General features: G+C 36.9%; 9 protein-coding genes. 2 read left to right on the top strand and 7 right to left on the bottom strand.

Annotation, left to right across the window (positions count from 1 at the left end; all coding sequences use genetic code 11):
• Positions 1 to 140: 140 nt before the first annotated feature.
• Both HX129_RS16035 and HX129_RS16030 read right to left on the bottom strand, forming a co-directional pair.
• The gene (locus HX129_RS16035; protein WP_286435012.1) at positions 141 to 980 is read right to left on the bottom strand and encodes an FkbM family methyltransferase; all 840 of its coding nucleotides are present in this window, start codon (positions 978 to 980) and stop codon (positions 141 to 143) included.
• Positions 981 to 1058: 78 nt separating this feature from the next.
• Positions 1059 to 4448 carry a DEAD/DEAH box helicase gene (locus HX129_RS16030; protein ID WP_286435013.1) on the bottom strand — a complete coding sequence of 1130 codons (3390 nt, stop codon included), beginning with the start codon at positions 4446 to 4448 and terminating at the stop codon, positions 1059 to 1061.
• 202 nt (positions 4449 to 4650) lie between these two features.
• Here HX129_RS16030 and HX129_RS16025 point away from each other — a divergent pair, with 202 nt between their 5' ends.
• The gene (locus tag HX129_RS16025; protein ID WP_180045617.1) at positions 4651 to 5814 is read left to right on the top strand and encodes an acyl-CoA dehydrogenase family protein; all 1164 of its coding nucleotides are present in this window, start codon (positions 4651 to 4653) and stop codon (positions 5812 to 5814) included.
• Between the two features lie 70 nt (positions 5815 to 5884).
• Here the strand turns inward: HX129_RS16025 and HX129_RS16020 are convergent, their stop codons facing one another.
• From HX129_RS16020 to HX129_RS16000, 5 genes are all read right to left on the bottom strand, one after another.
• A complete protein-coding gene (locus HX129_RS16020; RefSeq protein ID WP_286435014.1) occupies positions 5885 to 6643 on the bottom strand; it encodes a hypothetical protein in 759 nt (252 codons plus the stop codon).
• Complete coding sequence (locus HX129_RS16015) at positions 6636 to 7385, bottom strand: hypothetical protein (RefSeq protein WP_286435015.1); 750 nt, start codon at positions 7383 to 7385, stop codon at positions 6636 to 6638. The genes HX129_RS16020 and HX129_RS16015 overlap by 8 nt, the downstream gene beginning before the upstream one ends.
• A gap of 28 nt (positions 7386 to 7413) precedes the next feature.
• A complete protein-coding gene (locus tag HX129_RS16010) occupies positions 7414 to 8031 on the bottom strand; it encodes a DUF6915 family protein (RefSeq protein ID WP_130074983.1) in 618 nt (205 codons plus the stop codon).
• A 99-nt stretch (positions 8032 to 8130) separates the two neighbouring features.
• The gene (locus HX129_RS16005) at positions 8131 to 8481 is read right to left on the bottom strand and encodes a VOC family protein (RefSeq protein WP_286435017.1); all 351 of its coding nucleotides are present in this window, start codon (positions 8479 to 8481) and stop codon (positions 8131 to 8133) included.
• A gap of 39 nt (positions 8482 to 8520) precedes the next feature.
• Positions 8521 to 9120, bottom strand: coding sequence for a TetR/AcrR family transcriptional regulator (locus HX129_RS16000; RefSeq protein ID WP_286435018.1), 600 nt, complete (start codon positions 9118 to 9120; stop codon positions 8521 to 8523).
• Positions 9121 to 9292: 172 nt separating this feature from the next.
• Here HX129_RS16000 and HX129_RS15995 point away from each other — a divergent pair, with 172 nt between their 5' ends.
• Positions 9293 to 11083: an acyclic terpene utilization AtuA family protein gene (locus tag HX129_RS15995; RefSeq protein WP_286435019.1), complete on the top strand. Its 1791-nt coding sequence runs from the start codon at positions 9293 to 9295 to the stop codon at positions 11081 to 11083.
• The last annotated feature ends 172 nt before the right edge of the window (positions 11084 to 11255 follow it).

Raw genomic sequence — 11255 nt, 5'->3', positions numbered from 1 at the left:
TAAACACCCCCAACCTTATGGTTGGGGGTGTTTTTTATGGCGGGTGGGAAAATAGTATTTATAAATAAGGAATAATTATTTCAATTATTCCTTGTTATATTTTATTGATTTAATTGTCTTCTTGCATGTTTTCTAGAGCATTATGCTAGTTTTTCTAAATAAACTTGTCTATCTTGATCATTCAAAATGATATTATATTTTTTACGTGTCACATGTTGGGCAATGCAAAGTTCATCTATAAAAAATAATTCATAACCAAGATCAGTTGTTAGATATTTAATTAATTTTTCTTTTTTAGTTTTTTGTTTTTTCATATAGTCACCCCATACTTCAAGAAAAATCGGAGGGTAATTACTGTATTTTAACCACTTTTTTGCTCCTTTAATGACATCTAGCTCCATACCTTCGACGTCAATTTTAATAAGGTCCGCGGAGGGGAGTGTTAAATGATCTATTTTTTGTAAATCTACAGACTCATATTTTTTATCATGATGATGAGCGAAATGGTGTTCGCTTTGTTCAGCGCGAATTTCGGCATCTAAAGATAATGCACCAACATTGATGTCGGTATGTAAATCTAAAATGGGTACTTGAATGGTGCCTTGTTTATTTCCAATCGCTAAGTGATGAGCATGACAAGTTTGTGTAAGATGATTAGCAAAAATATTGCCACAGAGTTGATAAAATACCGCTCGTTGTGCTTCAAAGCTATGCACGACACCTTGTCGTGGTTGAATGTGTTTCGCAATTGGAATGGAAATAGCACCTAAATTGGCACCAATATCAATAAATATGGGATGATCTATATCTTTTAAAAAGTGCTCTGATAAAACTAAAATCAATTGATCCCAATACTGTCCTTTTTTGATTTGTGTACTGATTAAATCGGGTCCTGTAGTCAATAAAAATTGTAAATGTTCTACAGGATATAGTTTTACAATAAATGAGTTTTTACTTTGTTGTTCTAAATTATTTTCCATCTATTTTATTCCAAATGAAAAAAAAGAATTGTGATGTGTTTGTTTAAAATACAATGTGATAGATACATAATGCAATTTTTATTCAAGTAATTTCATTACATCTTCTTCAGTTAATTTTACTTCATGTTCATGGTCTGTGCTGAGAATTGATTGGGTTAATTGGGCTTTATTTTTTTGCAAAGCTAAAATTTTTTCTTCTATACTTTGATTTGTAATTAGTTTATAAACAAACACAGGTTTGTCTTGACCAATTCGCCAAGCTCGGTCAGATGCCTGATCTTCAGCAGCCGGATTCCACCATGGATCATAATGAATTACAGTATCAGCTGCTGTCAGATTTAAGCCAACCCCTCCAGCTTTTAAACTGATTAAAAATACTGGGATATCGCCAGATTGAAAGGCTGTAATCACTTCATCTCGTTTTTTTGTTTTTCCAGTTAATTTGGTATGCTTTATTTTTAGAGTATTTAATTGATTTTCAATAAGTTGCAACATGCTTGTAAATTGTGAAAAAACTAAAATTTTACGTCCTTCTTCGACCATATTGGTCAGCATTTCAATCAGTTGATCTAATTTTGCAGACTGAATATTGTCATCTTTAAGATAGTCTAGCTGTAACAGATGAGGATGACAGCAGATTTGTCTGAGTTTTAATAATGCACTTAAAATTTGAATTTGGCTACGTTTAAAGCCCCGAGCTGCAATAAGTTCGCGAATATCTTTTTGCATGGTTGCTCGAACAGCTTCATATAGTTTTGACTGCTGTTCATTCATGTCAATATTCACTTCAATTGTTGTTTTTTCTGGCAGTTCTTGAGCAACATCAGTTTTTAAACGGCGTAACATAAAAGGTTTAATACGAGCAACTAAGCGATTTTTGATCATTGTATCGCCTTCTTTTTCAATCGGCGTACGATACTTTTTATTAAATACATCCTGTGTATATAAGAACCCTGGCATTAAAAAGTGGAATAATGACCAAAGTTCGCCTAAATGGTTTTCTATTGGCGTGCCTGTTAAGCACAGGCGATGCTGAGCTTGAATTTGTCTCACCACTTGAGCCGCTTTTGCACGTGGGTTTTTGATATTTTGAGCTTCATCCAAAATTAGAATATGATATTGATATTTCAAAATATATTCTTCATCACGCACTAAAAGTGGGTAGGTACTGAGAATAAGATCTGCATGTGGAATATTTTCGAAATGCTCAAGACGATTTTGCCCCTGTAAAATTAAAACTTTTAATTCAGGTGCAAATTTTTCTGCTTCTTTACGCCAATTTTGCATTAATGATGTCGGTGCAATAATTAAGGCAGGACGCTCATCAAGTCTTCCCGCTTGTTTTTCGATCAATAAATGTGCCAAGGTCTGAGCTGTTTTGCCTAAACCCATATCATCAGCAAGAATACCGCCATGGTGGGTTTCACGTAAAAATTGTAACCAACCTAAGCCTTGTTGTTGATAAGGACGTAATTCACCTCGAAAGCCTTGAGGCGTTGCAATTTGTTGTTGGTAGCATTGATTGAGTTTATGGGCAAATTGGTATAAAGGTTCTGAACTTTGCCATGGCATACCTAAAGTATGTTTTAAATCAATAAGTTGTGCTGCATCATGGCGATCAAATCCTGCTGAATCAGGATGTTGCAAGATCTCTTTAAGATAAATAAAAATAGGTTTTATTTCTTGTACTTTTAAGGTCAATTGTGGTTTTTGATCACCTAAATTTACGATAAAGTAGCCATCATCTTCTAATTCTTCAATGAATTCAGGATCTAACATGGTGGGCATTTTAGCAACAAGATGTGCTAAAAGTTGGATGACATCATATGTGTTACCCTCAAGGTCTTGAACTGTTGCACCGACTTCAAACCAATTTTGTTTTTTTGTTGACTCCACTAAATTTAATTGAAAATTTTGTGTTGCTAATAATTGAAATAAGCTGTCGGGTGTATGTTCAACTTTCCATCCTAATTGTTCAATTTTATTTGCAGGAATCAGGTGATGAATCCAATCTTTTGGATCAGCACAAATAATTGAGTTTTCAGTCATTGTGTCAAACGCAGGGCGTTTGTTTTTATTGATTTGTGTGAGCCATTGAAAAGAGGGGATTAATTTTTTTAAAGATTCAACTTGTTGTTTTTCAAATTTTAAATCACGTTGTTGTTTGACTGCTTTTTCATTCAAAATTTGAATGACATATTCCTCAGTGACGCCTGCTTTGATTCGTCCTGATGGATATTCAAATTCAATTTCAGCAATGGCATAGTGATACATATCGCTTAAACGATGATATTGTGGAAATCCACCAAAACGTATAATCGGAATCGGTTGACCTTGAATCGTTTCTAAGTTTTGTGAAAATTGTGTTTGGGGCAAATCTCCAAAAGCAGAATAGGGTTGAATGACTTGTTCAAACTCAGCTAAAAGATCCGCAGGAAGTTGCGGCATATTGATTAATTCTTCAATCATTTCACTTGAATAAGACGACTCTAATACGCCCACCTGATTTTTAACAGCATCAAGGTAACTCAAAGGATGTGAATGAATAATATAAATCTGTTGGTTATGCTCAGCATCTAATTTTTGATGACTTTGGTCAAAAAATTGTGCTTTTAATTTTTCAGTTTTTTGCGCAGGTTGTGCATGCCAATTAAATTCAAGTTGATAAAGTTCATCAGACCATGTGAGTGCAGAATTGAGGGTATTTAGATGATAACAAACACCTTTTTGAATCACCATTTTGAGTTGTTCTTGGTAAATACCTGAAATGTCCCACGTGGGTGGATAGTTATATATATTTGCATGGTTGAAGTTTAGTTTTGCAAAAAAATAGAGATGATTAAAAATATTTTTATCTTCATTGGATACTTTTAAGCGGCCATTAGGCACATTGTCATAACTAGTATAATGCTCCGTTCTACTGATACTACCATCTTTAATGCGACGTGCTTTATTGACTGTTAATTGTAATTTTTTTGAATTTTTCTTCGGTTCAAAAATATAGATGAGTTGGTGATGTTTTAAGATTTGTGTCGATTTTTCAAGGGCTAATTGTTGGCGGAACTGCTCCAGCCATGCTTTGGCAGTGTCATGTGTGGCGTGATTTGATTGATGATGTACTGAATGCGTTGCTGTATTTTTATGAGATTGATGAGGATGGTAATCTGATCGTTTTTTGAATGGCTTTTCATGTTGATGATTATAATAATAATGTGCTAATGCTGCTGCATGTTTACAATTAAAACCGACAGGGCAACTGCATTCATTATCTATGATGCTGCTCTTGTTGAGGTCAACACGAATAAAAGTATCATACCAATCATTGCCTTCAATTTGTGCTTCAATGTCCAAGCGGTTATTGTCAAGATGTGTTTCTAAATTTGCCACGTCAATTTTTTTTACATAATTTAGACTGCGTTGAAGAGTGACAGTGCTAAAACGAGATAAAAATTGAGACAGTGTGATCATCGGTACATCATAATAAAAAGCAAATAGTTCAAGATTGTAAAGGATTTTGCTGTCATAAAAAATCAATATTTGTGAGTCAAATGAAAGTTATGTTTTGGCTGAAAAGATCATGACTTTCGGGTTTAAATGATGCTTTTAGCACATTGAAAAGCTTAAAAATCTGTCACTATAAGTTTGAAAATTAATAAGGAAGTGTATAAAAATGAAGCCGAATCCAATTTACTATAGCCCGCAACATTTTGAATTTTCCGATTCAGTACGAAGATTTGTACAAAAGGAAATGCTGCCTTATGTAAATGAATGGGAAGATGCTGAAACTTTTCCACGTGAACTTTATAAAAAAGCAGCTGATATTGGATTACTTGGATTAGGGTTTGATGAAACTTATGGGGGTATTGCACAGACCGATGCATTTCATGTTTTATTGTCTTCGATCGAATTGGCAAAAACAGGTTCAGGTGGTTTGTGCGCATCATTGCTTTCGCACTCCATTGGTGCCCCACCGATTAATCATTTTGCATCTGCTGAAATTAAAGAAACGGTTTTAACGAAAATATTGGCAGGTGAAAAAATATCTGCTTTAGCAATTACAGAACCCACTGGCGGCTCAGATGTCGCAGCATTAAAAACCAAAGCTTTTCGGGATGGAGATGATTACATTGTCAGTGGGGAAAAGACCTTTATTACTTCGGGAATGCGAGCAGATTATTATACGGTTGCAGTGCGTACTGACCCCGATGCCAAAGGTCCGAATGGCATTTCTATGTTGTTGATTGATGCACATAGTGAAGGGATCAGCAAATCTAAGCTCGATAAAATGGGCTGGTGGGCTTCAGATACCGCACATTTACATTTTGACAATGTCCGTGTCCCTGTAAAAAATTTGTTGGGTGTTGAAAATATGGGCTTTCTTGTCATTATGAATAACTTCAACATGGAGCGTTTCTTTCTTGCAGCCAGTAGTTATGGTTTTGCTTTGACCTGTTATGAAGAAGCTTTAGAATGGGCAAAAGAGCGTAAGACTTTTGGTAAGCGCTTGGTCGATCATCAAGTTGTACGTCATAAATTGGTCGATATGGCAACACGTTTAACCACGACACGCGCTTTACTTGAAGATACAGCTTATCGTTTGGGACGACCTGAGTTACAAGGCAATGAATTGATTGCACAGATTTGTATGCTAAAAAATGTTGCAACACAAACCATGCAGTTTTGTGCAGATGCAGCGGTGCAAACACTGGGTGGCATGGGCTTCATGCGTGGCACAAAATCTGAGCGTATTTACCGTGACGTCAAAGTAAATATGATCGGTGGTGGCGCTGAAGAAATCATGAAAGATTTGGCAAGTCGTCAGTTAGGGTACTAGTTTGCTGGAAGCTTTAGAATCAATGCGGTGAAAATTTTCACCGCATTTCATCTGTGATATTAAGAAATGTTTAATTGAGTGTTGCGAGTTCTTCTAATGTCACCTGACGAATTTCAAAAATCGGGTCTTTCAGCAAAGCATTGAGTGACTTGATCCAATTAAATGAGTCTTGGTCAGCAAAACTTTTGACTTTTAATTGTTGATTTTCATAACTGAGCCAAAAATTATCATCAATGAGTTGTTGCAATAATGTCGGTGAATCACTCAGTTCTTCTAATGTACCATTCAATTCAAGTTTTAGATCAGCAAAAAAATCGTTAATGGTTTGTTCTTGCCAATAATCATCAACATAGTTTTTATCATCAAATAAAAACAGTTCATTTTGACCTGTTAAGAGTACGGATTCTTCAGGTGTAGAGGCATAGACATAGCTTTGGGTTGCTGGGTTGAAAAGTACGTAATTCGGTAATGAATCATCAATTTCAATGAGCTGATAATGCAAAATGCCTGAAAGTTTAGCAAACTCAAAAGCATCATCTTCATTCATTTCGGGAATCGATTCACCATCAAATTCTTCGCCCGTTTTTTCTAAGATAAAGGCTGCAATGGCTGCATATTGTTGGTCATCACCTTCGCCATTTGCAATGGAAAAATTATAGTAATCATCTTGATATAAGGCACGTACAATCAATTTTTTATACTGCTCTTCAGCTTCACGTTGATCACTGTAGACCGCTTTAATTGCCCCTTGCATTGCCCAATCAAGCACATACCATTCATCATTATAACCAAATGATTGATGGCGAATCACATATTTGTTATTACTCATCTTCTTCTCCATTGCTGATTTTATTGAGTTGTTCTAAGCTAATTTGTCTCACTTCAAAAATGGATTGTTTGAGTAATGCATTGAGTGATTTTAAGTCGGTGAAAGCAAGGTTGTACCAATCAATCTCAGTGATGCTATTTGTATCAACATCATAGGTGATGTCTGAAAGGGTATGGATAAGATTTTTTAATAATTCAGGACTATCACTTAATTCATTTAAGTCGTGCCCAATAACATCTTGAGTAAAATCATCTTCAAAAATATACAGATCTAAATCCTCTCGATCCGCAAAATTTTCGTCGAGACTATCAAAAGTATTGTTATATTCTCCTTTGAGATAATCATTTTGTGTATTTGACCAAAGGATATGAATGGGCTGAGTTTGATCAATTTCAATCAGTTGGTAATGTAAAATTCCTGCAATTTGCGCAAATTGAAAAGCATCCTCAAGTTCCATTTCTGGAATTTCATCATCGGTGTCAAATTCTTCGCCTGTTTTTTCTAGTACAAAGGCTTCTAAATTTTCATAGGTTGCGTCATCAGCATAGCCGTTGCCAATATCATAATTACTCAGGTCATCATTATGATATAAAGCCTCAACAATCAGCTGTTTATAGGCTGTTTCGGCTTCCGATTTATCTGTATAAACTGCTTGTATTGCGCCTAAAATTGGGGTGTGGGTTTGATACCATTCATCATTATAGGCAAAGTCATTGTGGCGGATGACGTATTGAGTGGTCATAGTATTTTTTCCTTTTCTAAAAATAGAATTAAGCAATTTTTGTTTTCAATTCTTGAAGTTTTAATGCACTTGGTGGAACAACCGTGCCATTGTCCATCCAAAGTTCAAAACGCATCGGATTGAAAAACATGGCAGGGGTGATATCAAACTCGATGAACTTGGCTTCACTTTTGCCCATCATGGGTAAAATGGTGTTAATAAACCAACTGTTATGTGTGATGAGTAAAGACTTGAGCTGACCTGTCACTGACAAGGGGGAAAGTAGAGTGGCTGAAAGTTTTGGGTCATCAATGACTTCGGTATGGAATTTTTCTAAACGTTTGGCTAAACCTTCGGTTGGAATATCTTGCATTGCTGCCACAAAATCGCCCAAAGTTGGAATAAAGCGATGATGAAAATCCACCAATAAATGATCTTTTTCACAAAGGTCTTTGACTTCAATACTTGAGCCTGCACTGTTTTGAAAATGATGACCAAAAATTGGAATAATGACTTCTTGCACGCCCCAAAAAGTATGCAAAATTCGATGGCGGTTGTCGGTACAGAGCATTTTAGTGCTGTCGATTAAGGCGTGAATGTCGATATAATCTTCGAGTTCGCCACCCCTACGTTTTTGTGAAATTTGAGCATGTTGGACTGGATTCATTGTTTTGGTTTAATTGTTTTAAAGTCAGTAGATTAGCAAAAATGAATGACAAGAAAAATAACTTTTTAATGAGGTGCGTTAAGTCATGTCGTTTAGTTTTTATTTAGATCGTTCAGTTAATTCGATGATATGTCGATCATTATTCATAATGACTGCTCGAAAGCCAAATGAAGTGAGTTGAGGCTGTAATATTATTTTTTCAATATCAATCATATTTTTCAGTAATTCAACTAAGTTTTCAACGTGAAAACCTAATCTTATATTTTGCGTTAAATTGCTTAGATCAGTGGTGGCAGGATATATTTCAAAAACGAGTCCATTCATCATACAAGAATAATGTTGAGGTCCATTTCCATGTTGTTCTGTTTGGAATTCAAGTCCAAATTGGCGATAAAAATTTTTAGATCGTTCGATATTTTCTACTTTTAGAACGATGAGATTGATAAGCATAGGTATACTCGTTAATTGGGTTCAATGATCTTATTTATTTTACCTCATCACCATTTCCCAAACCATTTCTGTCAATTGCTCCAAAGAAATTTTGCCATTTGGGTTATACCAAGTCACCGTCCATGCAATCGCACCACCGAGCAAACGTCGCCAAATAAAAGCATCATGCTGAATTTTATTTTGTAGGCGTAATTGTTCAATCACATTGAGCCAAATTTGCTCATAATCATGACGCAGTTTCAACAATTCATCCTGACGTTCTTTTGACAGCGCAAACCATTCATAGACCAAAACCGCCATTGCCGAACCTGTATCGCCTGTAATGGAGGTCAATTCTGCTTTGATTAAATATTTCAATTGTTGCTCAGCATCCTCCGATTGTGCAGTCGCATCCAACAAACGAGCATGGTTATAAATGATGGTTTCGTGCATCACATTGGCAAGAATATCATCCTTACTTTTAAAATGATGAAACAAGCTACCCGACTGAATGCCAATAAAATTTGCCAACTCACGCACCGTGGTTTTTTCATAACCTTGCTTATGAAATAAATAGGCAGCGCCTTGTAATAAACGCCCACGAGCACTTGCATCGAAGCAGGCAATCGGTTGAATTTCATTTATGGAGCAGGCGATCATCGTTATTTTTCCAAATAAATGAATGGTTTATGGTTTTTTATAGCAAAATAAACACATTTGCCAATTCAGCATAACATTTTGTACTTTACAAACCAAGCGCTTGCTTGGTAGATTGGAGTATAAATTTTATTCACAACAATGAAAACAATCGGGCTGTGGAAAGGGTGCGAAAATGGAAGATCAACGTATAGTCAAAATTGGATGTGCTTCTGGTTTTTGGGGAGATACCAATACCGCCGCATTCCAATTGGTACATTTATCCGATATCAATTATTTAGTCTTTGATTATCTTTCAGAAATCACCATGTCCATTATGGCAAAAGCCATGATGACCAATCCCGAACACGGCTATGCGCTTGATTTTGTCAGTCGTGTCATGATGCCATTGCTGAAAAAAATCAGTGAAAAAAACATTAAAGTGATCAGCAATGCAGGTGGGGTAAATCCATTGGCATGTCGTGATGCTTTACAAAAAGTCATTGAAGCACAAGGTCTGAATTTAAAAGTGGCTGTGGTGTTGGGGGATGACCTGATGCCGAATTTGGCTGAATTAAAGAGCCAAAATATCAAAGAAATGTTCAGTGGCGAAGAGCTGCCAAGTCATTTAGCAAGTTGTAATGCTTACCTCGGTGCGATTCCAATTCGTGATGCCTTGGATGCAGGTGCAGATATTGTGATTACAGGGCGTGTGGTTGATTCAGCCGTTGTGCTTGCACCTTTGATGCATGAATATCAGTGGTCAGTTGATGATTATGACAAGCTTGCGCAGGGTTCATTGGCAGGACATATCATTGAATGTGGTGCGCAATGTACAGGCGGAAATTTTACCGATTGGCGTTTGGTTGAAGGCTTTGACAATATGGGTTTTCCCATCGTTGAAGTCAAAGAAGATGCCTCTTTTATTGTCACGAAACCCAAAGGCACAGGTGGTTTGGTTTCAACAGCAACGGTTGCCGAGCAGATTGTCTATGAAATTGGCAATCCGCAAGCTTATTTATTACCTGATGTAAGCTGTGATTTCAGTCAGGTCAAATTAGAACAAGTCGCTGAGCACCGAGTTTTAGTGACAGGGGCAACAGGGCGTGCACCGACACAGCAGTATAAAGTCAGTGCCACTTATCCTGATGGTTATCGGGTCTTGGTGAGTTTCCTGATTGCAGGGCGTGAAGCACCTGAAAAGGCACAAGTCATTGCCGACGCCATTTTAAATAAATGTGAACGCGTTTTAGCTTTGCGTTCTGTTCCACCATTTCAAGAAAAATCGGTTGAAATTTTGGGTATAGAAAGTACCTATGGGGCAAATGCCCGACATACCGAAAGCCGTGAAGTTGTGGTGAAAATCGCAGTGAAACACATGTTTAAAGAAGCTTGTATGTTCTTTGCTTCGGAAATTGCACAAGCATCAACAGGCATGGCACCTGCATTGGCGGGTATTGTCGGCGGTCGTCCCAAAGCTTCACCTGTGATCAAATTATTCTCTTTCCTTGTTGATAAATCCAAGCTCAATGTTGAAATAGACATCAATAGTCAACGTCAAAAAGTCACTATTCCTCAAGGTTTGGCAGATCAATCCTTTGAGCAACTGGCGGTAGGTGAAACTACACAATTTACTGGCGATGAAGTCGAAGTGGCATTGGTGGATATTGCCCATGCGCGCAGTGGTGATAAAGGTAATCACAGCAATATCGGGGTTATCGCTCGTCAACCTGAATTTTTACCGTGGATTCGTGCCAATTTAACTGCTGAAAATGTCGCGAAATATATGCAACACGTGCTGAATCCTGAAACAAGCAAAGTCATTCGCTATGAGATTGAAGGTTTTAGTGCCTTAAACATTCTATTGGAAAATGCTTTAGGTGGTGGTGGTATTGCGAGTCTGCGTATTGACCCACAAGGTAAAGCCTTCGCACAACAGTTGTTGGATATGCCTGTGAAAGTGCCGAAAGGATTAGTTGGTAATTGATATGGAAAGATGAAATTTCCCCTTTTTAAAGTGGGGATTTTTATTTAAAAACACCTCTCCCTAACCCTCTCCTGAAAGGAGAGGGGGATCTTTCCAATCATTTTCGTAATGGAAAACTCCTTCTCCCTTTGGGATGAGGACTGAAAGTCCGCAAGGGGATGAGGGGCTTTTA

The organism is Acinetobacter sp. 251-1 (assembly GCF_030329305.1).
Classification (GTDB): domain Bacteria; phylum Pseudomonadota; class Gammaproteobacteria; order Pseudomonadales; family Moraxellaceae; genus Acinetobacter; species Acinetobacter piscicola_A.
Note: the sequence above shows the minus strand (reverse complement) of the source record. Positions and strands in the feature narration are given on the sequence as shown.

Excerpts from the sequence above, each read along its gene's own strand:
- HX129_RS16035 (WP_286435012.1), bottom strand. The coding sequence starts at position 980 with ATGGAAAATAATTTAGAACAACAAAGTAAAAACTCATTTATTGTAAAA.
- HX129_RS16030 (WP_286435013.1), bottom strand. The coding sequence starts at position 4,448 with ATGATCACACTGTCTCAATTTTTATCTCGTTTTAGCACTGTCACTCTT.
- HX129_RS16025 (WP_180045617.1), top strand. The coding sequence starts at position 4,651 with ATGAAGCCGAATCCAATTTACTATAGCCCGCAACATTTTGAATTTTCC.
- HX129_RS16020 (WP_286435014.1), bottom strand. The coding sequence starts at position 6,643 with ATGAGTAATAACAAATATGTGATTCGCCATCAATCATTTGGTTATAAT.
- HX129_RS16015 (WP_286435015.1), bottom strand. The coding sequence starts at position 7,385 with ATGACCACTCAATACGTCATCCGCCACAATGACTTTGCCTATAATGAT.
- HX129_RS16010 (WP_130074983.1), bottom strand. The coding sequence starts at position 8,031 with ATGAATCCAGTCCAACATGCTCAAATTTCACAAAAACGTAGGGGTGGC.
- HX129_RS16005 (WP_286435017.1), bottom strand. The coding sequence starts at position 8,481 with ATGCTTATCAATCTCATCGTTCTAAAAGTAGAAAATATCGAACGATCT.
- HX129_RS16000 (WP_286435018.1), bottom strand. The coding sequence starts at position 9,120 with ATGATCGCCTGCTCCATAAATGAAATTCAACCGATTGCCTGCTTCGAT.
- HX129_RS15995 (WP_286435019.1), top strand. The coding sequence starts at position 9,293 with ATGGAAGATCAACGTATAGTCAAAATTGGATGTGCTTCTGGTTTTTGG.